Genomic DNA, 24,313 nt, shown 5'->3' on the forward strand with positions numbered 1-24,313 from the left:
GTCACACTCCAGCTGACATTCGCGTCGTGCGCGGAATCGCGACCAGGGAATGATCATCGACCAGAATCACATCGATGCCGCGAGGAAACAGTGACTCGTTGATCGACAACCGCGTGAGCAGGTCGGCGGGCTCGATCGTGGCGGACAACGACGTCGAGCCGTCGATGCCTGGACCACGGAGATGATACGTGCGGCCCCGTGCAAGGCTCGGCACCTGCAGGATCAGCGTCGTCGAGCGGTCCGGATATTCAAGCGTGCCGAGCGCAAACGAGGTCAGATCCCGCAGCATCGCCGGCGCCGCGATCAGCGCGAAATGGGCGTGCTCCGGCTGCGCGACGACCGGCGCGCCGGTGTGAAACTTCAGCCAGGCGCTGACATCAGGGGCTGCCATGAAGGCCGGATCGAGCCAGAGCGGCGTATCCTGGTCCAACAAGGTCAGCGCAATCGCTGCCACCCCCGCCATCATCGAGGGCGGACGGCCGACCTCCGCATCGACGGCCATGACCTGCCCAGGGCGCGCCATCGCCTCCATCACGGCACGGAACGTCGATTGCGCGGACAGCACCTTGTCCGCGAACCCCGGCTGCAGGTCGATCGTCATCGCCGCCATCAGCCTTCTCCCCGCACCATTGTATAGAAGTCGACTCGCGTGGCGGCGGCCTCGGCCGCACTCCGATCACGGCCCGCCTGCATCTGAGCCCGCAACGGCGCAACGACCCTGGTCTCGATCGCCTCGGCGTGGTCGGGCGACTGCAGCAAGGCGTCGCACAGCGCGATCAGGCGTGCCTTGTCGTCATCGCGACCGAGCACATAGCCGAACCCGACCTCGCCGCTCTGCAGCCGCACGGCGGCGCGCGACACCGTCGCCTCGCCGAGATTGAACGGGGCGCCGTCTCCACCGGCCCGGCCGCGCACCATGACGAGGCCGCTCTCGGGCGCCCGGAGATGCTGATGCGGCGGCACCGGCACCTCGGCCATCCGCGCCCCGATCTCGGCGACCGGGACATGCGCCAACACACGCATCGCGCCCCGCCGCCTCTCCTGCAATGCCGCGTCGCCGCTCATCCTCATTCCCGATCTTGCCCGGCTCAAGTTGTCTATGATAATAGACAACTTGATAAGAGAGCGCCATGACTGTTTGATGACATGGACGTGATTTCAGGGGACGACGCAGAGAGCCGCGATGAGCATGCAGGACGCCGGATCGGGCGTGGCGCTGTGGCGACGGGTCGCCGACGGCATCGAGCGCGACATCGCCGCCGGCCGTTTCCCGGCCGGCACGCGGCTGCCCGGCGAGACCGAGATCGCGGAGAGTTACCGCGTCAACCGCCATACGGTGCGGCGCGCGCTGGCCACGCTGGCCGAGCGCGGCCTCGTGCGCGCGGAGCGCGGCAGCGGCACCTATGTCGAAGCGCCTCGCCTGTCCTATCCGCTGCGCTCGCGGACGCGGTTTTCCGAGATCGTCGGCGCGGGCGGCCGCGAGCCGCGCGGACAATTGATTGCCGCCTCCGAGGAGCCGGCAACGCGCGAGCTCGCCCAGGCGCTCGGATTGAAGACCGGCGCGCCGCTGGCGCGCATCGAGGCGCTGCGCTTCGCCGACAAGACCCCGATCTGTGTCAGCACATCGTGGTTGTCGGCCGAGCGGTTTCCGGACGCAGGCCGCGTTTTCTCCGCCGCCCGCTCGATGACGGCGCTGCTGGCGCATTACGGCATCCGGGACTATCGCCGCGGCTCGACCCGGATCACGGCCGCGATCGCCGATGCGAGCGACGCCGCACGGCTCGATCTCATGCTGGGACGCCCTGTCCTGGTCGTCGACAGCACCGACGTCGATGCCGACGGCACGCCGCTGGTCACCAAACGCGCGCGCTTCGCCGCCGAGCGCGTCACCTTCGAGGTCGAAGGCTAACCCAGCTCAGGCAACCGCGCGGCGCCCGATGATGGCGAAGCGCAGCTTGCCCGAGATCCAGTCGATCGCGGCCACGGCAACCAGGATCATCAGGATCAGGAACGACACCTTCTGCCATTCCAGCACGCGGATCTGCTCCGCAAGCTGCAGCCCGATGCCGCCGGCGCCGACGATGCCGATGATGGTCGCCGAGCGGGTGTTGGATTCGATGAAATACAGCACCTGGCCGGCAATGACCGGCAGAACCTGCGGCAGCAGGCCGAAGCGGATCTCATGCAGCGCGTTGCCGCCGGCCGCGCGCACGCCTTCGACCTGCTTTCGATCGGCGCTCTCCATCGCCTCGGAGAACAGCTTGCCGAGCGCACCGAAGTCGGAGACCGCGATCGCCAGCACGCCGGCGAAAGGTCCGAGACCGACGACGTTGATCCAGACCAGCGCCCAGATCAGCGTATCCACGCCGCGGATCGTGTCGAACAGCCGGCGCACCGGAAACCGGACGATCGCCGACGGAATGACATTCCTGGCCGCAAGCAGGCTGACTGGAAAGGCTGCACAGGCCGCAAGCGTCGTGCCGAGCACCGCGATCGACAGCGTCTCACTGAGCGCCCTGAGATAGATCGGCAGCGACGAGCCCGGATCGGGTGGCAGCATCAGGTGGGCGATCCAGCCGAGCTGGCTGAGGCCCGACAGCAGGCGCGCGGGGGAGAAGTCCAGATCGACGACGCCGAAGATGAACACGGCGAGCGCCAGCAGCAGCACCGCAGGCGTGGCCAGCCGCGCCGACATCGGCCGGTCGAAAATATCGGGATAACGCTTGCGAAGCTGCTCCGGGTCGGGCTTATCGACGCGGCTCATGTCCGCGCCTCCACGCCGAACAGCCGGCTGCGGAGCCAGCCGGTGCCGATGTCGATCAGGAACACCGTCACCACGATCATCACCAGAATGGCGCTGACATCCGAATAATAGAACTTGCGGATCGCAACCACGAGCTCCTGGCCGATGCCGCCGGCGCCCACGAACCCCATGACGGACGCCTCGCGCACATTAATCTCGAAGCGCAGCAGCGTGTAGCTGGAGAAGCCCGCGATGACCTGCGGCAGCACGGCGAAGCGCATGCAGGACAACCAGCTCGCGCCGGTGGCGCGGATGCCTTCGACCGGCTTCATGTCGGCATTCTCGACCACCTCGGAAAACAGCTTGCCGAGCGCCCCGCTGGAATGGAGGGCGATGGCGAGCACACCGGCTACCGGTCCGAGACCAAAGGCGATGACGAAGATCAGCGCGAACACGATGCCAGGCACCGTGCGCGCGAATTCGAGAAGCCTGCGCACCGTGAACCGCACCCACGGCGCCGGCGAGGTGTTCTCGGCCGCGAGGAAATTGAGGCAGAACGCGACCAGCATGCCTGCGAGCGTGCCGACATAGCTGATCAGCAGCGTCTCACCGAGCAGCCTGATCCACTTCTTGAATCCCCAGAGCCACTCAGGGACGTTGGTCCAGACGCGTTGACCATCGTCGAGCGTGAGGATGCGATCGAAATAGCTGACAAAATTGCCGAAGTAGGTGAACAGCGTCGTCAGATTGACCTCGGCACCTATGGCGGCAACGAGGAGAACGGCCAGGAACACCACCGCCGAGATCGCAAACCGCAGACGGCGGCGCGCAACTGCCCGGCCATAGGCCTCGTTCAGGGCCGCGAGTTGCTGGCTCGGAAGGATGGAAACGGCGAGCGACATCGGCCTGTACTGTCCCTGCTTCAAGATGATCAGTCTGCCACACGACGTGAGCCGGACCCTGCAGGCCCGGCTCACGATTGGAGGCGATTCTGATCAGGATGCCTTCTTGCGCAGGCTGTCGACGAACTTGATCAGATCGATCGTGCCATCCCAGTCCTTGGTCGTGGCCGGATGGAACCCCTTCTTCTGGCCGTCGGAGAGACGGTCGAACGCCGCCTTGTCCTTGGCCGGCGCATCGAAGAACGCCTTGGCGATCGCCTCCTTCAGGTCGGCCGGCAGGTCCGCATTGTAGGCATAGGGGCCGTTGATGATCGGCGCCGACTTGTGGATGATGCGGAAGTCTTCCTTCTTCATCGCAGAGCCGTCGGCGTTCTTCAGCATGCCCTTGGTGAGCATCTGCGCCAGGGTCGAGTCGTTGTCGCTGGTCCACTGGTTGGCTGCGACCTCGACCGTGCCCTGCGCCAGAGCGAGGATGGCGTTCTCGTGGCTGCCGGCGAACACCACCTTGCCGAAATAGGCCTCGGCGTCGGTCACGCCCATCTTGTTGAGCTCGAAGCGCGGCACATTGTTGCCGGAGGTCGAGTTCGGATCGACCAGGCCGAGATTCTTGCCCTTGAGATCCTCGACCTTCTTGTAGGGGCTGTTGGCCTTGACGAAGAACACCGAATAGTAGCCGGTGCTGCCATCGGCATTGATGTCGTTGGCGAAGCCGTCGATCTTGACGCCGGTCAGGCGCGCACGGGCGAATGAGGCCGAGCCGTAGCTCGCAATATGGATGTTGCCGGCGCGCTGGCCTTCGATCACGGCCGCGTAGTCATTGGCGATGCGGAGCGTCACCTTGGTGCCCAGCTCCTTGGACAGATAGTTGACGAACGGCGTCCAGCGCTCGGTCACGCCGGAGGCGTTCTCGGCGGGGATGACCGCGAAGGTCAGCTCCGGATATTTGGCTTTCCAATCCTCGGCCGCAGCAGAGGTTGCGAAGGCCAACGCGGCGACGCCGGCCAGAATGATGCGACGATTGATCATGACATATCCTCTTGTTTCAGTCGGGAAAAACTCCCGGAAACGCGACGCAGGTCCGGGATGGCAAAACGCAGCAGAACGCGAATGTCAGGCCACGGCGGCTTCGCCGAGAGCCGGAGTGGTCGCGGCCGGCGCCGGGTGACCTCGGTCCATCACCTCGTCGGCCTCGAGATCGTAGAGCTCGCGCGCGATCTGGGCGGTCAGCGCCGCAGGCACATCGTCGAACACGACGCGCCCCTGCGCCATGCCGATCAGGCGGTCGCAATAGCTGCGCGCGAGATCGAGCGAGTGCAGGTTGCAGATCACGGTGATGCCGAAATGCTTGTTGATGCGCAGCAGCGCATCCATCACGATCTTGGTGTTACGGGGATCGAGCGAGGCGATCGGCTCGTCAGCAAGAATGATCTCGGGATTCTGCACCAGCGCGCGGGCGATCGCGACGCGCTGCTGCTGGCCGCCCGAGAGCTGGTCGGCGCGCTGCGCGGCAAGCGACGCCATGTCGAACTGCTCGAGCGCCGAGAGCGCCATGGCGACATCCTCGGCCGGCCACAGCTGCGCCAGCGAACGCCATGAGGGGATCTCCGCCAGCCGGCCCATCAGCACGTTGGTCAGCACGTCGAGCCGGCCGACCAGGTTGAACTGCTGGAAGATCATCGCCGAGCGGGCGCGCCACTTCCGCAGATCGCGACCGCGCAGCGCCGTGACGTCGAGATCCTTGAAGAGGACTCGTCCGGAGCTGACTGGACTGAGCCGGTTGATGGAGCGCAACAGGGTCGATTTGCCGGCGCCGGACCGTCCGATGACGCCGACGAAGCTTCCCGGCGCCACTGAGAATGACGCATTGTCGACCGCGGCTTTCGCGCCGAAGCGGCACGTCAAACCATCTACCACAAGCATAGAATTCTCCAGACGCCTCGCTTTGCCCTACCGCTAGCGTCTGGACTCGACAGTTATGTGACAGCATTGCTGCGCCGGCCGCCCCGTCCACACCGGTGGCATCGCCGTCATCGATATGTCACGCAACTGTCATGACGTCTGCTCTAGAGCTGCTTTCCAACCGTGAGCAGCACAGCAAGACATGGCCGGCAAATCGCTTTTGATCAATCCTACCGTCGATCCCAGCGCCAAGCTCCAGGATGCAAGCCTGGGCGCCTATTGCGAAGTCGGCGCCCGCACCATTCTTCACGAGGTGACGATGGGCGACTACTCCTATGTGGTCAACGACGCCCAGATCACCTACACGACGATCGGCAAGTTCTGCTCGATCGCGGCGATGACCCGGATCAATCCAGGCAACCATCCGATGCATCGCCCGACCCAGGCGCATTTCACCTATCGGGCGAGCGCCTATTTTCCGGGTGAGGAAGACGATGCGGAGTTCTTCGCTTGGCGCAGGCAGCACCATGTCGAGCTCGGGCACGACGTCTGGATCGGCCATGGCGCGATCGTGCTGCCGGGACGCAACATCGGCACCGGCGCGGTGGTGGCTGCGGGCGCCATCGTCACCAAGGACGTGCCGGCCTACACCATCGTCGCCGGCAATCCCGCACGCATGATCAAGCGCCGCTTTCCGGTCGAGATCGAGCAGCGCCTGATGCGGCTTGCGTGGTGGGACTGGGATCACGACGCGCTTCGCGCGGCCCTGCCGGATTTCCGACAGCTCGAGATCGGCGCATTCCTGGACAGATACGAGGCGGCTCTCGACGGCGGACGACGGCTGCGGCAGAGTGCCGCCCCATGACAGCCATCTCCATTTCCGCAGGCCGCTGCCTGATCGGCCCGGACCTCGTCGACGCCTCCCTGATCGTCACCGATGGCGTGATCGCCGGGGTTGACGCCACGTCGCCACGCGCCGATCTCGACCTCGATGCATCCGGCCTCACCGTGCTGCCCGGCATCGTCGACATCCATGGCGACGCGTTCGAGCGGCAGATGATGCCGCGCGCCGGCGTGGATTTCCCGATCGACGTCGCCTTGATCGACAGCGACCGCCAGGCGGTCAGCAATGGCATCACGACCGTGTTCCATGCGACCACCTGGTCATGGGAACCCGGCCTGCGCAGCGCCGGCAATGCGCGTCAGCTGCTGGAGGCCATCGAAGACCTGCGGCCGCGGCTCGCGGCGGATACGCGCTTCCATCTGCGCCACGAGACCTACAACCTCGACGATGAGGACGAGATCTGCCAGCTGCTCGCGGCGGGGCGCATCGACCTGTTCGCCTTCAACGACCACATGGAATCGACCGTCGCGAGCCTCGACAAGCCGCACAAGCGGCAGCGCATGGTGGATCGCACCGGCCTCTCCGGCGAGGCGTTCGATCGTCTCGTCGCCCGCATCGCCTCCCGCGCCGATGCCGTGCCGGCGTCGATCGCGCGCCTGGCCGCGACCGCACGTCAGGCCGGGATCCGCATGTTGTCGCACGACGACGCAAGCCCGGAGATGCGCCGCGCGTTTCGCGAAGAGGGCGTGACGATCGCGGAATTTCCGGTGAATGAGGAGACGGCCCGCGAGGCCGCCGCAGGCGGCGATGCGATCGTGTTCGGCGCGCCCAATGTGGTGCGCGGCGGCAGCCACACCGGCTGGACCAAAGCCAGCGACATGATCGCCAAGGGCCTGTGCTCGGTGCTGGCGTCCGACTATTACTATCCCGCCCCCCTGCTGGCCGCCTATCGCCTCGCTGCCGACGGCATTCTTCCGCTGTCGCGCGCCTGGGGCCTGATCTCGGCCGGCCCCGCGCATGCAGCGGGCCTGTTGGACCGTGGCGCTCTCGCAGCCGGCCGGCGTGCGGACATCGTGCTGGTCGATGACAGCATGCCGATGCGCCCCCGCATCGTCGCTGTGCTCGCGGCCGGCCGCCTCGTCCACCTCACGGAAGCCGATCGCCTTGGCGCCGGCACCGCGTCGCGCGCGGCGGCTGCGGAGTAGCCCGTCATGCCTGGCTTTCCGCGCTACGCCATCTACTACGCGCCCGCCTCGGATACGGCGCTCGCTGCGTTCGGTGCAGACCTGCTCGGCTACGACGCCTGGAGCGGGAGCGAACGCAGCTTTCCGCGCGACGTCATCGACACGGTGCCGGACTGGCCGGAGGTGACGAGCGACGCCCGCAAATACGGCTTCCACGCGACGCTGAAGGCGCCGTTTTCGCTGAGCGACGCGCACACCGAGGCCGAGCTGTCTGCCGCCTGCGCGTCGTTCGCGGCGACACCTCACGCCGTTCCGGTCATCCGTCCCGTGGTGGACGCGATCAGCGGCTTCATCGCGGTGATCCCCGGCGAAACCCCGCCCGCGCTGCAGGACCTCGCCGCCGCTTGTGTCGAGACATTCGAGCCGTATCGCGCACCGATGCCGCCGGAGGATCGCGCGCGGCGCAAGCCGGACCTGCTGACGCCGCGGCAGCGCGATCATCTCGACCGTTGGGGCTATCCCTATGTCATGGAGGATTTCCGCTTCCACATGACCTTGACGTGCCGGCTTTCGGACGAACGGCGCAGGCCCATCCTGTCGATGCTGCAGGACCGCTTCGAAGCGCTGCGGATCTCAAGGCTGCCCATCGATCGGATCGCGCTGTTCCGGCAGCCGGGCCCAGCCAGTCGTTTCAGCATTATCGGCAGCTGGCCGATCGCACCCGGATAGCATCAATCCGTTCGGCTGGGTCGCGCTGCAGAAAAGGCGCCAACACCGAGCAGCCGCGGCGCAGTCTGCCTGCGCCGCGTCCGCCAGCTCGGAGAGCTACACCGCCTTGGTCAGGGCGCCGTCGACGATGAGGTTCGTGCCCGAGATGCGGCTGGCCAATGGACTTGCCAGCATCACCACGCCATAGGCGACCTCCTCGGCGGTTCCCATCCGCCCCGTCGGGTTCAGACCCATCGCCATCTTGAACAGATCGGGCGATCCGTTCTCGATATTCTGCCAGATGCCGCCTTCGAAATAGGTATTGCCCGGCGAGACCGCGTTGACGCGAATGCCCTTGCTCACGAGCTGATGCGCCAGACCCTTGGCGTAGTGGATCAACGCCGCCTTGATCGCGCCATAGGATCCCGCGGCGAAGTCGACTTCGAAACCCGATACGCTGGAAATGATGCTGATCGAGGCCGACTTCGACTGCTCGAGATAAGGCACCGCCGCGGCCACGGCGTTCACCGTGTGCATCATGTCGGTCCGGAAGGACTTCTCCCAGGTCTCAGGCGTATCCCCGACGGCGAGCGCGCTGACATTGCAGACCAGGCCATCGACGCCGCCGAACTCCTTCGCCGCGCCGTCGACCCAGCCCTTGAGTGCGACGGGATCGGCGACGTCGATGCCCTGCCCCCACGCCTTCACGCCCTTGCCCGCGAGCTTCGCCACGACCTTGCCGACCGTCTCGGCATCGCGCGCGCATATCGCGACATTGGCGCCTTCAGCGGCAAACAGCTCGGCGACCGCGAGGCCGATGCCCTTGCTGCCGCCGGTCACCAGCACGCTCTTGCCAGCCAACCCGATATCCATGATCGTCTCCTTTGGTTCCGTCTGCGGTTTCAGCCGTGATAGCCGGCGAGCAGGGCCTTATTGACCTTGCAGATGTAGGTGTATTTCGGATTGACCACCTGGGTGCAGCGCGCCTCTGCGATCTGTCCGAGCAGCATGTAGGCCTCGGGCGCCGGGATCTTCCAATCATCCTCCAGCCAGTTGATCATCTCCTCGAATGCGATGCGCATCGCATCCTCCAGGGGACGCGCGCAGCCGAGCGTGCAGATGTGCGTCGGCGTCTCGATCCGCGGATGGTTCAATCGCGCCGGCGCCTTGTCGAGCGAGACCTTGACGGTGAGTTTCGCCGCGATCTCGATCGCGCCCATGCCGTTGGCTTCGCCATCGCCCTGGATGGCGTGGCAGTCCCCGAGAAAGAGATGCGCGCCGTCCTTGTTGACGCGAAAGAACACCGTATTGCCGGAGGTGATCTCCTGGACGTCGAGATTGCCGCCATGCGGACCGTTGTCGATCGTCAGCACCGCGCCGTGAACGGGCGCTACGCCGGCCACACCTATCATCGGGCGGACCGGCAGCTTGACATGCTCGTTCCACAGCACATGGCCATCCTCAACCGCGACGACGCGGGTCTGGATGCCGAACTCCTTGCGCCGGACCCAGTCCGGGAACATGCCGATGCCCGGCCACAGCGCGGTGAAGCCGAGCCGGTCGAGTTCCATGTCGAGAATGTCGAGCCGGAGCATGTCGCCCGGCCTGGCGCCGCGCACTTCGATCGGGCCGGTCGCACCATTGACGTAAGGCAGCGTCACGTCGCTCTCGACCAGCTGCTGGCCGAGCGCGCGGATGGTGCCATCATTGACGTTGATCGCGCATTCGACGACGACGATCTCGCCGGGATCGACGGTCGCGATGAACGCATCGTCGCCCGAGAGCGCGTATTTGATGTTGCCGGCCTTGCTGATGCGATTTGACATGGTCACTCCCCCTGTCTGCCCTGGCGTTTCTCGTGAGTCATGACGATGAAGGCGGACATCACCGTTGCAGCTGCTGCCGCCAAGGCATCAGCAGCTGCTCGATCTTGCCGACTGCAAAGGTGAGAATCAACGCCAGCGCGATCGTTGCGACCAATGCGGCAAACACCTTCGGAATGATGTAGAGCGAGCCGGCCTTGAAGATGGCGTGGCCCAACCCCTCCGATGACGACATGAACTCGCCGACGATGGCGCCGATCAGGGCGAAGCCGACCGTGAGCTTCAGCCCGGCGAAGATGTCGGTCAGCGAGGCCGGCACCACCAGCTTGCGGAAGATCTGGAACTTGGACGCACCCAGCGTGCGGAACAGGTTGATCTGGTCGGGGTCGACGCCGGTCGCGCCCTTGTAGGATGTGACCAGCGCCACGATCACCACCGACAGGGTCGACATCGCGACCTTCGAGATCAGACCGGTACCGAACCAGATGATGATGATCGGCGCCAGCGCGATGATCGGGATCGAGCCGAGCGCGATCACGAAGGGTTCGACCACGCGCGAGACGAAGCGCGAATACCACAGCGACAGCCCGATCACCGTTCCGATGCAATTGCCGACGAAGAAGCCGAGCAGCGTCTCAAGGCCGGTGACATAGGAGTCCCGCCACAGGCTGCCATCAGTGGCCATCTGCGACAGGAACTTGAAGATCGCCGAGGGCGAGCCGAACATGAAGGCCGCCGCCTTGTTCTGGCCGGTCGCATGCTCCCAGAACGCAAGGAACGCCGCGAGCACGACCAGCTGTGTCGCGAGCACCGCGAGCGTGCTGCGAAAACGCAGCCAGCGCCGTCCAGGCCCTGCACGATCCGCTGATCGCTTGGAGGCAGACGTGGCCGCCGGTGCGGCGCGGATCTCGGCCGTCATTGCAGCACCACGTCGAGATCGGCCCAGATGCTGCGGACATAGTCGCTGAAGCCGGGCATCTGCCGCACTGAGATCACGTCGCGGCGGTCTGAGCCGAGCGCGATGTCGTAGACCGCCTTGATCTGCGTCGGGCGCTGCGACAGCACGATCACGCGATCGGCCAGCGACACGGCTTCCTCGATGTCGTGGGTGATCAGCAGCAGCGAGCGGCGTCCCTGCCGCACCAGGCCCACCGTATCGTTCTCGATCAGCAGCTTGCTCTGGAAATCGAGCGCGGCGAACGGCTCGTCGAGCAGCAGCACGTCAGGCTCGTTGACGAGCGTGCGCGCGAGCGCGACCCGCTGGCGCATGCCGCCGGACAGCGTCGTCGGGTAGTGATCGGCAAAGCCGTGCAGCCCGAGCTGGTCCAGCATGGCGCGGCAGCGATCCTCGGCCTGCGCCGCCGGCACGCCGCGGATTTCGAGCCCGAGCATCGTATTGCCGAGCGCCGTCCGCCACGGCAGCAGCAGGTCCTTCTGCAGCATGTAGCCGACATTCTGCGGCTGGCCCGCGACCTCGCGGCCATGCCAGCGGATCCGGCCGGCATCCGGTGTCAGCAGGCCGCACAGCGTGTTCAGCAGCGTCGTCTTTCCGCAGCCGGAGGGCCCGACGATGCTGACGATCTCGCCTTCTCTCAAGATCAGGCTGAGATCGCCGATGACCGGCACGATGCCGCCGCCATCGAGCTCGTAGCTCTTGGCGACGTGCTCGACGACGAGCGGCGGCGCGGGCGCTGCAGCCGCAGCGCCCGGCCCGGATTGCATCATGCCACCGGCCTCGGTCATTTGAGACTGGCGACCGCCTTCTCTGCGAACGAGTTGTCGATGATCTGATCGAACGGCACCGAGCCCTTGGCATTGCCGAGATACACCTGCATCTCCATCAGGTTCGCCCACTGAACCGTCTTGGTCATCACCGATTGCGCCGGGATGAGATATTTCAGCTCGGCGTCGATCGCCTTGTCGACGACCTCGCCCGGCAGATCCGGAAACTCCTTGCGCGCGACCTCCTTGGAGAAGGCCGGATCGGCGTAGGTCTTGCGCGAGGCCTCCTCGAACGAGGTGACCAGCGCCTGCACCATCTCCGGATCCTTCTGGATCGTCGTCGGCAGCACCATGATCCCGGTGTTGCAGAACGGCCCGATATAGTTGGAGAAGTCGAACACGACCTTGGCGCCCTGCGCTTCCGCCGCCGCCACGCTGGGCTGATAGGCAATGGCGATATCGGCCTGCCCCGCCAGCATCGCCGCGATCTCGGTGCCGGGATTCACGGGAATGATCGTCGCGTCGACGCCGACCTTCATGCCCGCCTTCTCCAGCAGCCGCTTGGCGACGCTGTAGTTGGTGTTGGGCTCCGGCGAGGTGACGATCTTCAGGCCCTTGAAGCCTTTCGGATCGGTGATCGGCTCCAGCGTCTTCGACACACCGAAATAGTGCGCGCGCTGCACGACCGTGCCGACGACGACGCCAGGTCCGCCATTCTCACGCGAGATCTGCGCCATCGTTGCGTCGCCGATGGCGAAGTCGGCAGAGCCGCCGAGCACGGCGGCGAAGGTCTGAGTGTCGCCGCCGGCGGCGCTTACCTGCATGTCCAGGCCGTTCTTCTTGAAGATGCCGGCATGCATGCCGACGTAGAGATTGATGTAGCCGAGATTGTGCACGGCCTCGCTGAAACGGACCGTCTTCAGGCCAGCGGCCACCGCGCTTCGCGTTCCCCAGAGCGCAGGAATGCTGACGCCCGCGGCCAATGCGGCCGAGGTTGCAAGGAAACGTCGTCGATCGATGGATGGATTTGTGCGCGCGGATGATGCCGAGACACGTTCGCTCATGGTGCAGAACTCCTCCCAGGCGTTGACACTCGGCGAGGAGACTATGGTCGCGGGTCCCAGCAGCAAGACGAAATAACAGACGCGATCTGCTGAAAAGCTGACAACGCCGAGCATGAAGCGACGTACTCCGACCTGCAACGCCATCCTTTGCCGAGTGGTTGTCGCGACGCTGCCGCTTACGACGACGCTGTGGTCAAACGTGCATCGCAACAAATGCGATAATGTCAATTTTGCCAGTAAGGGCGCACAAAGAAATTGCAGCAGGGCGGAGCTGCGCAGACGTCGTCATGACCCCCAGCCCGACGTCGAGAAGCCGAGCGCGTCAACTCTGCTGTGCGACTCATATCGGATGCACGCTCCGAATGCGCCGGCGCGCATGTCACGAATCGGACGCAGCGCCGGCCTTTCCCATGCGCATGGTCGCGTCTGCAACATCGCAATAATTCGCAACTGCAACATAAGCCGACCAACTGTTGCGTTTCCGACAACGCATTGATGTTGATAGCTAATGGCATATCGCTTGCAATGCACAATGCGCCTCGCTATTGCAGCGCAGAATTTTCTTGGAGTGCAACATGCTCGGAATTGGAAGTAAGCTGCCGTCGTTCGAAATCGTCGGTGTGAAGCCCGGTTTTCATCTGCAGGAGGAGAAGGGCGAGAGCGCCTTCGAGACCCTGACCGAGACCAGCTTCCCCGGAAAATGGAAGATCATCTTCTTCTATCCGAAGGATTTCACGTTCGTCTGCCCGACGGAGATCGCCGAGTTCGCGCGCCTTGCCAAGGACTTTGCCGATCGCGATGCCGTGGTGCTCGGCGGCTCGACCGACAACGAGTTCTGCAAGCTCGCCTGGCGCCGCGATCACAAGGATCTGCACAAGCTGCCGATCTGGCAGTTCGCCGACACCAAGGGCTCGCTGGTCGACGGCCTCGGCGTCCGCTCGCCGGACGGCGTCGCCTACCGCTATACGTTCATCGTCGATCCCGACAACACGATCCAGCACGTCTATGCGACCAACCTCAATGTCGGCCGCGCGCCGAAGGATACGTTGCGCGTGCTCGACGCCCTGCAGACCGACGAGCTCTGCCCGTGCAACCGAGAGGTCGGCGGCGAGACCCTGAAGGTCGCCTGATCATGTCGATCGAGCAGCTCAAGGACCAGATCCCGGACTTCGCCAAGGACGTCAGGCTCAATCTGTCGTCCATGGCCTCCGATGAGACGCTGTCGGCGCAAGCGAAGTACGGCCTGTTCATCGCCTGCGCGATTGCCACCCGCAACCCGACGGTGACGGCGGCCCTCGAATCGGTCGCAGCCGCGCATCTGTCGCCGGCCGCCTTGGCGGCAGCGAAGTCGGCCGCCGCGATCATGGCGATGAACAACGTCTACTACCGGTTTGTGCACCTTGCCTCGAACAAGGAGTACGCCACGATGCCGGCCCGGCTGCGGATGAACGTCATCGCCAACCCGGGTGTCGACAAGGCCGATTTCGAGCTGTGGTCACTCGCGGTGTCCGCGATCAACGGCTGCGGCACCTGCATCGACGCGCACGAAAAGGTCCTGCAGGATGCGGGCGTCCCCGCGACCTCGATCCAGACCGCCGTCCGCTTCGCGGCCATCATCCAGTCGGTCGCCGTCGCGATCGAAGCCGCCGGCGTCTCCGTCGCGCTCGCGGCTGAGTAGAAATCGACCCGATATGTGAATGCGGCCGGCCTTGTCCGGCCGCATTTGCGTTTGGCGACGTCGCGCAGGGGTTGCACTCATTGAGGGGCGCCTGCAACCGTTCAGGTGGCTAAGCCACTGAACACGCGGCAAAGTCGAAACAGCAGCGGCATTCTGATACTCCGGACCATGTCTCCGCGGTGCCCGGAGCGCCGGCCACCTCGCGTCCTGCGAGCATTCATCGATGGGGCCAGCCGGGAAATTTCCATCAAATAGCCTTACCTACTCACGCTTCCCGCCAAGAACATTGATCAGCTTAAGGGCCAAGCAACATCGATTGTGACCAGGGCGCGCGAAAACAGTGGCGCGTGTGTCGGAAGGAAACCGGACCTGTCAGTCGCGACGCAAACGTTGATGCATTTCCTCCGATCCCGCATCATGCGATCATCGGGTCGACCGCGCGTGCCTGACGCCCTGAAGCTCTCTCCGGCGATCCGATCGTCGGAGACAGGAGGCTAGTGATGAGTGCTCCAGTTCAGAACGATCCGGACAAGCCGGCGCCGCCTTGGGCCAGTGAAGAGCTTCGCAAATATGCGCCGCGCCGTCGCCAGGCGGATGCGGATCCGACCATGGACGACGCGCCTGCCGACGGCAGCCCCCTGCCGCACCATCTGGTCGCACGGCCCAACTTCCTGCTGGCGCGCCCTGCCCCGGTCGATCTTGACGATGAAGACGTGCGGCGAGCCTGGAGTGCGAAGCTCGATCCCGTGGTGATGCCGGCCCCGCCGGACGATACGGAAAAGGCTTCGCGTCTCGGTCTCATCATCAAGATCGGGGCCGCCGTCGGCATCGCCGCCTCCATCGCCATGATCGTCGTCAACATGGTCCCCTTCGACGGCAACGGAGCCGTGCCTGCCGGCAAAAGCCAGATCATGCCGGCGACGGTGCTGGAGAGCCTTGCCCAGATCGATCCGGCAGAAGCCAAGGTCGCCCAGGACGATCCGCCGCAGACGGTCGCCTCGCTCGTGGCTCCCGGCAATGCCGAGATGGCGACGCGCGCCTGGCCCTCGGCCCCGCAATCGCCGCCGCCGATGGTCGCCGCTCCGCCGGCAACCTCGAACCTGCCGTCCGCTGCGCCCATGGCCGCGCCGCGCCCGACCGTTCCGCTGCCTCGAGAGGAGGTCGATTCCCTGATGAAGCGGGGACGCGACTTGCTTGCCGCGGGCGATGTCGCAAGTGCACGCCTGATCCTGACCCGGCTGTCCGACGCCGGCGTCGCCGATGCCTCTCTTCTGCTCGCGCGGACCTATGACCCGACCGAACTGACGAAGTCGCGGCTGCTCGGAGCCATCCCCGACGCTGCCAAGGCCCGCGCCTGGTATCTCAGGGCTGCAGAGCAGGGATCACCGGAGGCCAGCCGCCGCATCTCCGCGGCGCGCTGATCAGCCTAGCGCTCGAAAGCGAACCGGACCGCTCTCGGCAGGAGAGCGGCGGCGACTGTCTGCGCTCAACACGAAGACATGCATGGGAGGATTGATGATGCAGGGCATCGACGCTGCAATTCGCACCTGCGTACCAACCGCAACCAGCCGAGCGCGGCGATGGCGGGATCATCAGACCGGCCGTATCCGCGCCGCCGCGAACGCCGCATCGGTCGCCCTGGCCCTTGCTGGACCATTGGTGCTGGCTCAGCAGCACGCAGCCGCTGCAGCCGGCAACGACATCCGCATCGGCAATACGATGCCCTATAGCGGGCCGGCCCTCGCCTATGGCGTCATCGGCAAAGCGATTGCGGCCTATTTCAACAAGATCAACAGCGAAGGCGGAATCAACGGCCGGCGCATCGCTTTCATCTCCTATGACGACGGCTACGTCCCCCAGAAGACGATCGAGATGACGCGCAAGCTGGTCGAAGAGGACAAGGTCCTGCTGATGTTCGCGGGCCTGGGCACGGCCCCCAACCTTGCGGTGCGTCCCTATCTCAACGCCAACAAGGTCCCCCAATTGTTCGTGGCATCCGGCTCCTCGCAATGGGATCAGCCGCACGACTTTCCCTGGACCATGGGTTTTCAGCCGAGCTACCAGGCCGAGGCGCACGTCTATGCGCAGTATCTGTTGGAGACACACAGCCGCGGCAAGATCGCGATTCTTTCCCAGGACGATGATTTCGGCAAGGATTACGTCAAGGGACTGAAGGACGGCCTGGGCGGCAAGATTCCGATCGTGGCAGAGGCGACCTACAAGGTGACGGACGCCAACGTCAATCAGCAGATCGCCACGCTCAAGGCGTCGGGGGCCGACATCTTCTTCGATGTGACGACGCCCAAATTTGCCGTCATGGCCATCCGCCGTGCGGCCGAGATCGGCTGGCGGCCGGACCACATCATCTCCACGGTCTCGGAATCGGTGTCGGCCGTGATGCAGCCGGCAGGCCTGCAGAATGCCGAGGGCATCATGTCCGCGGGGTACTATTACGAAGGCGAAGAGGCTGCGACGGCCGGCGATCCGTCCTACCGGGAGTGGTCCGCATTCATGGACCGCTATCTGCCCGATGTTCCCCGAAGCAACGGTCTTGCCACCTTTGGCTACCTCGCCGCTAATGCCATGGTGGCGGTGTTGAGGAATTGCGGCGACGACCTGTCGCGCGACAACATCATGAGGCATGCCGCGTCGCTGAAGGGCCTCAAATTGCCGATGCTGACGCCCGGCATCAGCGTCAACACCAGCGCCCATGACTACGCGCCGCTGGAGCAGATGCAGATGATGCAGTTCACCGATGGCAAATGGCAGCGCTTCGGTCCGGTCCGCAGCGGCATCGATCCTGGCAGTGTCAGCGATTCGTTCAAGACGATCTTCCGCTACGGCACGGCCAAGCGTGACCTAGCCAACCAGCTGAACACCAACACCGTGACGCTGATGACGGGATCGTTCGGCAGCACCTATGCGAACATGGGGGCTGACCTCGCCTCGGTTCTCGACAAGGGCACGGAATTGCGCGTTCTGCCCGTGCTCGGCCGTGGCTCCGTCCAGTCGGTCGCCGACATCCTGCTGCTGCGCGGCGTCGACGCGGGCATCATCCGTAAGGACACGCTGGCCTTCGTTGAGCGCAAGGATTTCGCCAACAATGTGCGCGAGCAGCTGGCCTATGTCGCCAAGCTGTTCAACGAGGAGATGCACGTCCTGGCGCCGAAATCCATCACCAGCCTCAGCGAGCTCGACGGCAAGACCATCGCCGTCGACCTGCCCGACGGCGGCACCTTCGTCACCTCCATCAACGTGTTCGAACGCCTGGGGATCAGGCCGCACCTTCTCTATATCGAGCCGCGGCTGGCGCTGGACATGCTGCGCAAGGGCGACATCGACGCGATCATCGCCGTCGAAGGCAAGCCGTTGCAATGGCTGAGCCAGGTCAAGGATCCAAACCTGCATCTCGTGCCGGTCGACTACGACAAGGCCCTGCATGACGACTATCTGCCGGCGACATTGTCAGCCGAGGACTACCCCAATCTCGTCAGTGGCTCAGCACCGGTGAATACGATTGCGGCCGAGGCGTTGCTGGCGTCGTACAATTGGCAAGCCGGCAGCGATCGCCATCGCCGCCTGTCGCTGCTGGTCGAAGCCCTGTTCAACAACCTGCCGGCGCTGCAGCGGCCGCCGTTTCATCCGAAATGGCTGGAAGTGGCGCCAATGGCGCCGATCGCGGGCTGGACCCGCTTCAAGACGGCGCAGGACTGGCTCGACCGCAACATGCGCGCGGCGCAGGTGCTCGGCGCCAATGCCCAGGCGACCGATCCACCGCCGAACGGGGCGCCCACCGATCCAAAACTGTTCCGCGAGTTCCTGGAATGGCGCGCCAACCGGCAGAAGCGCCCCGTCGCGCGGCCGCCGCAATAATCTCGCGGCGGGATCAAGCTGCAGCCGCCGCGCCGTTGATGCGCACCTGGACGTCACAGGGGCGCGCGAGATAGGGGGCGGACGTGACGAGCACATCGGCGCCGGCCGCGGCATAGGCCGCGGCATTCTGTGCATTGACGCCGCCGGCAGCGGCGACGATCGGACGTATCTGATGCGTCGCCATCGTGTTCATTCGCTGCACCAGCGCTTCGATGTCGCCCGGCGAAAACTTCTCGGCCTGAATGACGTCGAAGCCGGCTGCCGCAGCCGCGACGGCCTGCTCGATTCCCGTGACCTCGATGACGAGCCGCTTCTCCGGGGCGGCACGGCGCAACCGCGCGGCGATGTCGGCGAGCGGCGTATCGCCGAGGAAGGCGCGATGCTCCGGAAAGACGAGGATGGTTTCGGACAGGCCGAGCCGGTGCATCACCGCCCCGCCCGCCTTGACGGCGGCAACCGCAAATGACTTCGCGCCCGGGACATTCTTGCGCGTGCAGGCGACCGCGATATCCGGCCTTACCGCGCGCGCGGCACGGACGATCGCGGCTGCCTCGGATGCAACGCCCGACCAGATCTCGATCAGCGTCTGCGCCACCTTCCAGCTGCGCAACAGGCCGGCGGCGGGGCCCTGCGCCCGCAGGATCGGCGCGCCCTTGTCCAGCACGGCCCCGCTGCGCGCGAGCAGCTCGACCCGGCAGCCGGCGAACTCGATCAGCGCCGCGGCATCCTCCGCCAGGGCCAGCACCATGCGGTCTCGCGCGGCAAACTGCATCGCGCCGGGCTGGGCGCCGATCCCGAGCGCCTCCGTCGTGAGATCGCCGTAGGGGACATCGTCGCGAAGCAGAGCTTCCAGATCATGCTGCGTAGCGGTGGTCGGCACGCCCGACATCTCCTCTTGGTCCAAAGGCCCTGTTCTCGATATATCTACGCCGCGCCGCCCGCCCGCGGCCGCCGGACCTCCATGGCCCGGCCGACCGGGCGGAAGAACCGCAACTGTCCGAGGTCAAGACATGACGCCGCACGATCGTCCGGAGCCGGCCGAGCTCAACCCGCCCCGCCTTGCTGCCATTCTCTATGGCCCGGGCGACGATGCCGACACCCTGCTGGACGCGTTTGTCCAGGGTCTCGTCCAGCGTGGCGTCCGGGTCGGCGGCATCGTTCAGCGCAACACCAGGGACGAGATCGGCAGGAAGAGCGGAATGGACGTCATCGACCTGGCGAATGGGGATCGAATCTCGATCTGCCTGGACCTCGGCAGCGGATCCACGGCCTGCAAGCTGGATGCTGCGGGCCTTGCCGAAGCCGGCATGGCCGTCCACCGCGCCATCGCCGCTCATGCCGACCTCATTGTGGTCAACAAATTCTCCAAACAGGAAGCATCGGGAAGCGGACTGCGCGACGAGCTGGCCGATGCCATCACGTCCGGGATTCCGGTGCTGACGGCCGTGCCGCAGAAATGCATCGAGGACTGGCGGGACTTCACCGGCGGCCTCGGCACCCTGCTGTCGCCATCGCAACCTGCGATGGAGGCATGGTGGCACGACTTGAACTCCCGTCGCGAGCCGATTGGCTGATCGCCTGGCGCGATCGAGCACGTCATCCCTACTTGCCGATCATCACGTCCGACGACTTGATCACGGCGGACACGCGGTCGCCGACAGCGAGCCCGAGCTCTTCCACGGCCTCGTTGGTGATGGCCGAAAACACCGTCAATCCCGGCGCAAGCTCGACCTTGACATGGGCGGTCGTCGCTCCCTTCGAGACCGAGATGATGGTTCCCGGCAAGACATTCCGTGCGCTCAGTTTCACAAGCTTCTCCTGACTGGCTGCAGCATCGTTGCTGCAGCCGGATCTAAGCAGAGCGAGCCGCCGGACTCAATGACCTATATCAACAACGATACAGGATGGGCGACACATCCGCGCGCACGGAAGAATGCTGTCCGGGCTCGTCTCAGCCGAACTTGAACAGCACGCCGTAGCCGCCGCGCGGATAGCTCCACTCGATGTCGCCGCTGGCCTCACCGATCACCCGGCAGGTACCGCATTCGATGCAGCCGTCGACCGTGATCTCGACCTGACCGGAATCGTTCAGCTCGTAGCAGCGCGCCGGGCACGCCTTGAGCAGCGCCTTCAGCTGCGGGCTCGGCGTGGTATGCGGACGGACCTTGATATGGGCCCGGCCGGGATCGACCTGATAGCGATTGTAGAACAGCTTGTCTTCGACCCTGACCGCGACATCCGTGCTCATCTCTGATCTCCCTTGCCCAGTTGTTTCGTTCACTTCAGCTATCAGCGCCACGCCCGCGCGAAGCGGAACGCGTCTCCGAACAGGCCCGTCCAGGACCTTGCGCTCACGAACGAACGCAGGGTGCTGCTCTCCTTCTCCTTCTTCGGCGTGCCGTCGACACGCACGAAGTTCTGCATCGCCTTCGAGACCAGCTGCGGATAGGTCAGGAAGAAGTTCTGCGACTGGTTGTGCAGCAGCGCCGGCATGTCCTTGTACTTCTTCAGGTCCTTGATGACGAAGGACTCCTCCAGCATCTTCTTGTAGAGCGCGAGGTTCGCCTTGGTCATCGGATCGCGGCGCGACTTCACCTGGAAGATCGCTTCCGCCGCGATGCGGCCCGAGGTCATTGCCAGGTTCGAGCCCTCGCGGTGAATCGCGTTGTTGAGCTGGGCGGCATCGCCGACCACGACCCAGCCATCGCCGCACAGATCCGGAATCGCATTGTAGCCACCCTCGGGGATCAGATGCGCCGAATACTCCTTCACTTCAGAACCTTCGATCAGCGGCGCCACCGACGGGTGCTTCTTGAAGTTCTCGAGCAGGCCGTAGGGCGTCTCGCCGGTCTTCTGGAAGTCGGAGACGAGACAGCCGATCCCGAGCGAGATGCACTCCTTGTTGGAGTAGATGAAGCCCATGCCGGTCATGCCGCGGGAGATCGTGCCCGCCGCTTCGATGACCGCGCCCTCGTCGCCCTTGAGGTTGAAGCGGGCTTCGATCGTCTCGCGCGGCAGGAAGTGCATCTCCTTGACCGCGAGCGCGACGTTCTCCGGCTTCGGCCGCTCGCGCAGGCCGGCGCGGGTGCCGAGCAGGCCGTTGACGCCCTCGGCGAGCACGACGACGTCGGCGTGGATCTCACCATCGCGGCGATCGGTCTTGACGCCGATGACCTTGCCATAGGCGTCCTGCGCCAGCTCCGTCACCGTGGTCTCGCACAGCACGGTGGCGCCGGCTTCCTTGACCTTGGACGAGAACCATTTGTCGAACTGGGCACGGATGATGGTGTAGCGGTTCGGCTTCTCCTCGTTGAAGTCGTCCGACTTGTAGTGCAGGCCAACATGCGACTTGTCGTCGAGCATCCAGAAGCGCTGTTCGACCAGGTGCCGCTCCAGTGGCGCCTCTTCGCGAAAGTCCGGGATCAGCTTCTCCAGCATGTCGGCATAGAGAATCGCGCCCTGCACGTTCTTCGAGCCTGAGTATTCCCCGCGCTCGAGCTGCAGCACCTTCATGCCGCGCTGGGCCATGGTCAGCGCAGCAGCATTGCCGGCCATGCCGGCGCCTACGACGATCGCGTCGAACCGTTCCTCGATCATTGCCCTGCTCCCTCTCTGGTGCCTAGCTTGCGATGCGGTCGCGCGAATGCGGCGACAGACGTGCGCGGAATGCCTCGGTGAGCGCCGGCAGCAGCCGGATCGCGTCGGTGACGATGCCGACATGCGCGAAGTCGAAGATCGGCGCGTTCTTGTCGGTGTTGATGGCGACGATCAGGTCGGCGCCCTCGACGCCCACCCGATGCTGGATCGCGCCGGAGATGCCGGCGGCGATATAGAGCTTGGGCCGGATGGTCTTGCCGGTCTGGCCGATCTGGCGGTCCGAGGTGACCCAGCCCTTCTGGACCAGCGGCCGCGAGCAGCCGAACTCGGCGCCGAGCACTGCGGCGAGACCTTTGACCAGCTGGAAATTCTCCGGCGAGCCGAGCCCGAGTCCGCCGGCAACGACGACATCGGCATAAGCGAGATTGGACTTGGCGGAGTCGCGGTCCGGAATGAAGGACAGCACCTTGGTGACGATGTCCTCCTCGACGAGGCCGAGCTTGTGCTCGATGATCCGGATCGCAGGCTTTTCCACACGGTCCGGCATCGGCATCACGCGCGGGCGCACGGTCGCCATCTGCGGCCGGTAGTTCAGCGTGTAGATCGTGCACAGCAGCGAGCCGCCGAAGGTCGGCCGCGTCGCCGCGAGCGAGCCGTCGGCATCGACGTCGAGCTCGGTGCAATCGGCGGTGAGACCGGTGAGCAAAGTGGTCGCCACGGAACCCGCGAGATCGCGGCCGAGCGTGGTGGCGCCGAGCAGCAGGATTTCCGGCTTGTAGGTGTTGACGACATCCGTCAGCGCCTTGGTATAGGCCTCGTTGCGATAATCGGTCAGAACGTCGTCGGCCACGATGTAGGCGAGATCGGCGCCGTAGCAGAACGACTCCGTGGCCGCATGCTGAACGGCTTCACCGGGCGGGCCGATGACGACGGCCGCCAGATCGACCTTCAGCTTGTCGGCGAGCTTGCGTCCCGCGCCCATCAGCTCCCACGAGACCGGGTGAACCTGGCCGCGCTCCTGCTCGATGAACACCCAGACGTGCTTGTAGGCCTTGAAATGCTCCGGCAGCTCCTTCTTGGTCGCGGCGCGACCGGCTGCGGCAGGCGGTGCTTTGGTGGGTTCGCTCATGGTCGTCGTTCCCTTGATCCGTCAGATGCCGTGAGGCCAGAAGCCTCGGGGGTCAGAAGCCGTGCGCTGAAATCGTCAACTCGGCTTCGAGCTTCGGCTGGCGCTTGAACAATTCCTCGATGAGCGCCTCGGCCGGCGCGCGGGTCGAGAAGTCGACGATGGTCGCCTTCTCGGCCCGGGCGGACGGTGCGAACACGCGCTTCACGATCGTCGGCGAGCCCTTCAGGCCGCACTTCGAGATGTCCTCGACACCGGCCTCCTTGGCGCTCCAGGTCACGATCTTGGCGCGCGCGGCGCGCAGCGCGTCGGCCATGGCGCCGCGGCGGATCTCATTGGTCGCCTCCAGCATCGTGACCAGACATGGCAGCTTGGTCTTGAGCACCTGAACACCACCTTCCGAGCGGCGCTCGGCCTCGATGGTGCGCGCGGCGGGATCGACCTCGTTGATCTTCGCGACATAGGTCAGCTGCAGCAGGCCGAGGCGCTTGGCGATGCCAGGACCGACCTGAGCGGTGTCGCCGTCGATCGTCTGCTTGCCGGTGAACACGATGTCCGGCGCGCCGAACGTCTCGCTGATCTTGCGAATGGCCGTCGCCAGCGCGTAGGTGGTGGCCAGCGTGTCGGCACCGGCGAAGAAGCGGTCCGTGAGCAGCACGGCGCGGTCGGCCCCGTAGGTCAGCGCCCGGCGCAGCGAGTCCTCGGCGGACGGCGGTCCCATGGTCAGCACGGTGACTTCACCGCCGAACTTGTCGCGCAGCTGCAAGGCCGCTTCGAGCGCGAACAGATCATAGGGATTGATGATGGTCGGCACACCCTGGCGCATGATGGTGTTGGTCACCGGATGAACCCGGATCTGCGCGGAGTCCGGAACCTGTTTGATGCAGACGACGATATGCATGCGATCACTCCCGGTGTGTGGGCCTGCGATGAGGACAGCAATTGTCGTACCAGTTTCAGGCAGATCGAATAGCAGCGACGATTCAACATCTTGGCGCGGCGACCTGATTTGTTGCGCAGGATGCCGCGAGACGTCCGACACGTCGCAAGCAACACGCGTCGGGAATACGACAGGAGCTTGAAGGCGAGGCACAAGCACAAGCAGAAGCGGGGGGGCGGGGGGCGGGGGGGGGGGGGCGGGGGGGGGAGA

The 24,313-nt window shown here is 65.1% G+C and carries 26 protein-coding genes; 9 read left to right on the forward strand and 17 right to left on the reverse strand.

From position 1 onward, the window contains the following. Position 1: 1 nt before the first annotated feature. Both phnH and phnG read right to left on the reverse strand, forming a co-directional pair. Entirely contained in the window at positions 2 to 610 is a 609-nt protein-coding gene (gene phnH, locus QQL87_RS12305; RefSeq protein ID WP_502871157.1) for a phosphonate C-P lyase system protein PhnH, read from the reverse strand. Continuing rightward, positions 610 to 1,065, reverse strand: coding sequence for a phosphonate C-P lyase system protein PhnG (gene phnG, locus QQL87_RS12310; RefSeq protein WP_284417918.1), 456 nt, complete (start codon positions 1,063 to 1,065; stop codon positions 610 to 612). The genes phnH and phnG overlap by 1 nt, the downstream gene beginning before the upstream one ends. A gap of 118 nt (positions 1,066 to 1,183) precedes the next feature. Here phnG and phnF point away from each other — a divergent pair, with 118 nt between their 5' ends. Continuing rightward, entirely contained in the window at positions 1,184 to 1,909 is a 726-nt protein-coding gene (gene phnF, locus QQL87_RS12315) for a phosphonate metabolism transcriptional regulator PhnF (RefSeq protein ID WP_284417917.1), read from the forward strand. A gap of 6 nt (positions 1,910 to 1,915) precedes the next feature. Here the strand turns inward: phnF and phnE (QQL87_RS12320) are convergent, their stop codons facing one another. From phnE (QQL87_RS12320) to phnC, 4 genes are all read right to left on the reverse strand, one after another. Continuing rightward, on the reverse strand, positions 1,916 to 2,764 hold the full coding sequence (gene phnE / locus QQL87_RS12320; protein WP_284417916.1) for a phosphonate ABC transporter, permease protein PhnE: 849 nt from the start codon (positions 2,762 to 2,764) through the stop codon (positions 1,916 to 1,918). Continuing rightward, entirely contained in the window at positions 2,761 to 3,645 is an 885-nt protein-coding gene (gene phnE, locus QQL87_RS12325; protein ID WP_284417915.1) for a phosphonate ABC transporter, permease protein PhnE, read from the reverse strand. The genes phnE (QQL87_RS12320) and phnE (QQL87_RS12325) overlap by 4 nt, the downstream gene beginning before the upstream one ends. A gap of 93 nt (positions 3,646 to 3,738) precedes the next feature. Then, positions 3,739 to 4,671, reverse strand: a complete 933-nt coding sequence (gene phnD, locus QQL87_RS12330; protein WP_284417914.1) for a phosphonate ABC transporter substrate-binding protein — start codon at positions 4,669 to 4,671, stop codon at positions 3,739 to 3,741. Positions 4,672 to 4,755: 84 nt separating this feature from the next. Continuing rightward, entirely contained in the window at positions 4,756 to 5,565 is an 810-nt protein-coding gene (phnC, locus tag QQL87_RS12335; protein ID WP_284417913.1) for a phosphonate ABC transporter ATP-binding protein, read from the reverse strand. A 181-nt stretch (positions 5,566 to 5,746) separates the two neighbouring features. On the opposite strand from phnC, the gene QQL87_RS12340 reads away from it, so the two are divergent. From QQL87_RS12340 to QQL87_RS12350, 3 genes are read left to right on the forward strand one after another with little or no spacing between them, the layout of a single operon-like run. Next, on the forward strand, positions 5,747 to 6,409 hold the full coding sequence (locus tag QQL87_RS12340; RefSeq protein WP_284417912.1) for an LbetaH domain-containing protein: 663 nt from the start codon (positions 5,747 to 5,749) through the stop codon (positions 6,407 to 6,409). Then, the gene (locus tag QQL87_RS12345; RefSeq protein WP_284417911.1) at positions 6,406 to 7,593 is read left to right on the forward strand and encodes an alpha-D-ribose 1-methylphosphonate 5-triphosphate diphosphatase; all 1,188 of its coding nucleotides are present in this window, start codon (positions 6,406 to 6,408) and stop codon (positions 7,591 to 7,593) included. Before QQL87_RS12340 ends, QQL87_RS12345 begins: the two co-directional genes overlap by 4 nt. Positions 7,594 to 7,599: 6 nt before the next feature. Beyond that, complete coding sequence (locus QQL87_RS12350) at positions 7,600 to 8,301, forward strand: DUF1045 domain-containing protein (protein WP_284417910.1); 702 nt, start codon at positions 7,600 to 7,602, stop codon at positions 8,299 to 8,301. A 96-nt stretch (positions 8,302 to 8,397) separates the two neighbouring features. Here the strand turns inward: QQL87_RS12350 and QQL87_RS12355 are convergent, their stop codons facing one another. From QQL87_RS12355 to QQL87_RS12375, 5 genes are read right to left on the reverse strand one after another with little or no spacing between them, the layout of a single operon-like run. Next, a complete protein-coding gene (locus tag QQL87_RS12355) occupies positions 8,398 to 9,153 on the reverse strand; it encodes an SDR family NAD(P)-dependent oxidoreductase (protein WP_284417909.1) in 756 nt (251 codons plus the stop codon). A gap of 29 nt (positions 9,154 to 9,182) precedes the next feature. Next, complete coding sequence (locus QQL87_RS12360) at positions 9,183 to 10,106, reverse strand: acetamidase/formamidase family protein (RefSeq protein WP_284417908.1); 924 nt, start codon at positions 10,104 to 10,106, stop codon at positions 9,183 to 9,185. A gap of 58 nt (positions 10,107 to 10,164) precedes the next feature. Continuing rightward, positions 10,165 to 11,022: an ABC transporter permease gene (locus QQL87_RS12365; RefSeq protein ID WP_284417907.1), complete on the reverse strand. Its 858-nt coding sequence runs from the start codon at positions 11,020 to 11,022 to the stop codon at positions 10,165 to 10,167. Continuing rightward, complete coding sequence (locus QQL87_RS12370; protein WP_284418161.1) at positions 11,019 to 11,825, reverse strand: ABC transporter ATP-binding protein; 807 nt, start codon at positions 11,823 to 11,825, stop codon at positions 11,019 to 11,021. Before QQL87_RS12370 ends, QQL87_RS12365 begins: the two co-directional genes overlap by 4 nt. A 17-nt stretch (positions 11,826 to 11,842) precedes the next feature. Beyond that, complete coding sequence (locus QQL87_RS12375) at positions 11,843 to 12,889, reverse strand: ABC transporter substrate-binding protein (RefSeq protein WP_284417906.1); 1,047 nt, start codon at positions 12,887 to 12,889, stop codon at positions 11,843 to 11,845. A gap of 575 nt (positions 12,890 to 13,464) precedes the next feature. On the opposite strand from QQL87_RS12375, the gene QQL87_RS12380 reads away from it, so the two are divergent. The 4 genes from QQL87_RS12380 (at position 13,465) to QQL87_RS12395 (ending at position 18,440) form a co-directional block, all read left to right on the forward strand. Further along, entirely contained in the window at positions 13,465 to 14,019 is a 555-nt protein-coding gene (locus QQL87_RS12380; RefSeq protein ID WP_284417905.1) for a peroxiredoxin, read from the forward strand. A 2-nt stretch (positions 14,020 to 14,021) separates the two neighbouring features. Continuing rightward, complete coding sequence (ahpD, locus tag QQL87_RS12385; RefSeq protein ID WP_284417904.1) at positions 14,022 to 14,567, forward strand: alkylhydroperoxidase, AhpD family; 546 nt, start codon at positions 14,022 to 14,024, stop codon at positions 14,565 to 14,567. A 500-nt stretch (positions 14,568 to 15,067) separates the two neighbouring features. After that, a complete protein-coding gene (locus QQL87_RS12390) occupies positions 15,068 to 15,988 on the forward strand; it encodes an SEL1-like repeat protein (protein ID WP_284417903.1) in 921 nt (306 codons plus the stop codon). A gap of 238 nt (positions 15,989 to 16,226) precedes the next feature. Next, positions 16,227 to 18,440 carry an ABC transporter substrate-binding protein gene (locus tag QQL87_RS12395; RefSeq protein WP_502871158.1) on the forward strand — a complete coding sequence of 738 codons (2,214 nt, stop codon included), beginning with the start codon at positions 16,227 to 16,229 and terminating at the stop codon, positions 18,438 to 18,440. 13 nt (positions 18,441 to 18,453) lie between these two features. On the opposite strand, the gene modD is transcribed toward QQL87_RS12395, so the two are convergent. Next, on the reverse strand, positions 18,454 to 19,320 hold the full coding sequence (gene modD / locus QQL87_RS12400) for a ModD protein (protein WP_284417901.1): 867 nt from the start codon (positions 19,318 to 19,320) through the stop codon (positions 18,454 to 18,456). Positions 19,321 to 19,450: 130 nt separating this feature from the next. On the opposite strand from modD, the gene QQL87_RS12405 reads away from it, so the two are divergent. Continuing rightward, the gene (locus tag QQL87_RS12405) at positions 19,451 to 20,014 is read left to right on the forward strand and encodes a DUF2478 domain-containing protein (protein ID WP_284417900.1); all 564 of its coding nucleotides are present in this window, start codon (positions 19,451 to 19,453) and stop codon (positions 20,012 to 20,014) included. 28 nt (positions 20,015 to 20,042) lie between these two features. Here QQL87_RS12405 and QQL87_RS12410 read toward each other — a convergent pair whose 3' ends face one another. From QQL87_RS12410 to QQL87_RS12430, 5 genes are all read right to left on the reverse strand, one after another. Beyond that, positions 20,043 to 20,249 (reverse strand): TOBE domain-containing protein, encoded by a 207-nt coding sequence (locus QQL87_RS12410; RefSeq protein ID WP_284417898.1) that lies wholly within the window; start codon positions 20,247 to 20,249, stop codon positions 20,043 to 20,045. Between the two features lie 142 nt (positions 20,250 to 20,391). Beyond that, positions 20,392 to 20,688, reverse strand: a complete 297-nt coding sequence (locus QQL87_RS12415; RefSeq protein WP_006609708.1) for a ferredoxin family protein — start codon at positions 20,686 to 20,688, stop codon at positions 20,392 to 20,394. 41 nt (positions 20,689 to 20,729) lie between these two features. After that, complete coding sequence (locus QQL87_RS12420; RefSeq protein ID WP_284417896.1) at positions 20,730 to 22,037, reverse strand: FAD-dependent oxidoreductase; 1,308 nt, start codon at positions 22,035 to 22,037, stop codon at positions 20,730 to 20,732. A gap of 22 nt (positions 22,038 to 22,059) precedes the next feature. Beyond that, positions 22,060 to 23,166: an electron transfer flavoprotein subunit alpha/FixB family protein gene (locus QQL87_RS12425; RefSeq protein ID WP_284417895.1), complete on the reverse strand. Its 1,107-nt coding sequence runs from the start codon at positions 23,164 to 23,166 to the stop codon at positions 22,060 to 22,062. A gap of 52 nt (positions 23,167 to 23,218) precedes the next feature. Next, complete coding sequence (locus tag QQL87_RS12430) at positions 23,219 to 24,064, reverse strand: electron transfer flavoprotein subunit beta/FixA family protein (RefSeq protein ID WP_284417894.1); 846 nt, start codon at positions 24,062 to 24,064, stop codon at positions 23,219 to 23,221. Positions 24,065 to 24,313 lie beyond the last annotated feature (249 nt).

It is taken from the genome of Bradyrhizobium sp. SSBR45G (assembly GCF_030159255.1).
Lineage (GTDB): Bacteria > Pseudomonadota > Alphaproteobacteria > Rhizobiales > Xanthobacteraceae > Bradyrhizobium.

Bases quoted from the DNA above. Each gene is read 5' to 3' on its own strand.
- phnH (WP_502871157.1), bottom strand. From the start codon at position 610: ATGGCGGCGATGACGATCGACCTGCAGCCGGGGTTCGCGGACAAGGTG.
- phnG (WP_284417918.1), bottom strand. From the start codon at position 1,065: ATGAGCGGCGACGCGGCATTGCAGGAGAGGCGGCGGGGCGCGATGCGT.
- phnF (WP_284417917.1), top strand. From the start codon at position 1,184: ATGAGCATGCAGGACGCCGGATCGGGCGTGGCGCTGTGGCGACGGGTC.
- phnE (WP_284417916.1), bottom strand. From the start codon at position 2,764: ATGAGCCGCGTCGATAAGCCCGACCCGGAGCAGCTTCGCAAGCGTTAT.
- phnE (WP_284417915.1), bottom strand. From the start codon at position 3,645: ATGTCGCTCGCCGTTTCCATCCTTCCGAGCCAGCAACTCGCGGCCCTG.
- phnD (WP_284417914.1), bottom strand. From the start codon at position 4,671: ATGATCAATCGTCGCATCATTCTGGCCGGCGTCGCCGCGTTGGCCTTC.
- phnC (WP_284417913.1), bottom strand. From the start codon at position 5,565: ATGCTTGTGGTAGATGGTTTGACGTGCCGCTTCGGCGCGAAAGCCGCG.
- QQL87_RS12340 (WP_284417912.1), top strand. From the start codon at position 5,747: ATGGCCGGCAAATCGCTTTTGATCAATCCTACCGTCGATCCCAGCGCC.
- QQL87_RS12345 (WP_284417911.1), top strand. From the start codon at position 6,406: ATGACAGCCATCTCCATTTCCGCAGGCCGCTGCCTGATCGGCCCGGAC.
- QQL87_RS12350 (WP_284417910.1), top strand. From the start codon at position 7,600: ATGCCTGGCTTTCCGCGCTACGCCATCTACTACGCGCCCGCCTCGGAT.
- QQL87_RS12355 (WP_284417909.1), bottom strand. From the start codon at position 9,153: ATGGATATCGGGTTGGCTGGCAAGAGCGTGCTGGTGACCGGCGGCAGC.
- QQL87_RS12360 (WP_284417908.1), bottom strand. From the start codon at position 10,106: ATGTCAAATCGCATCAGCAAGGCCGGCAACATCAAATACGCGCTCTCG.
- QQL87_RS12365 (WP_284417907.1), bottom strand. From the start codon at position 11,022: ATGACGGCCGAGATCCGCGCCGCACCGGCGGCCACGTCTGCCTCCAAG.
- QQL87_RS12370 (WP_284418161.1), bottom strand. From the start codon at position 11,825: ATGCAATCCGGGCCGGGCGCTGCGGCTGCAGCGCCCGCGCCGCCGCTC.
- QQL87_RS12375 (WP_284417906.1), bottom strand. From the start codon at position 12,889: ATGAGCGAACGTGTCTCGGCATCATCCGCGCGCACAAATCCATCCATC.
- QQL87_RS12380 (WP_284417905.1), top strand. From the start codon at position 13,465: ATGCTCGGAATTGGAAGTAAGCTGCCGTCGTTCGAAATCGTCGGTGTG.
- ahpD (WP_284417904.1), top strand. From the start codon at position 14,022: ATGTCGATCGAGCAGCTCAAGGACCAGATCCCGGACTTCGCCAAGGAC.
- QQL87_RS12390 (WP_284417903.1), top strand. From the start codon at position 15,068: ATGAGTGCTCCAGTTCAGAACGATCCGGACAAGCCGGCGCCGCCTTGG.
- QQL87_RS12405 (WP_284417900.1), top strand. From the start codon at position 19,451: ATGACGCCGCACGATCGTCCGGAGCCGGCCGAGCTCAACCCGCCCCGC.
- QQL87_RS12415 (WP_006609708.1), bottom strand. From the start codon at position 20,688: ATGAGCACGGATGTCGCGGTCAGGGTCGAAGACAAGCTGTTCTACAAT.
- QQL87_RS12420 (WP_284417896.1), bottom strand. From the start codon at position 22,037: ATGATCGAGGAACGGTTCGACGCGATCGTCGTAGGCGCCGGCATGGCC.
- QQL87_RS12425 (WP_284417895.1), bottom strand. From the start codon at position 23,166: ATGAGCGAACCCACCAAAGCACCGCCTGCCGCAGCCGGTCGCGCCGCG.
- QQL87_RS12430 (WP_284417894.1), bottom strand. From the start codon at position 24,064: ATGCATATCGTCGTCTGCATCAAACAGGTTCCGGACTCCGCGCAGATC.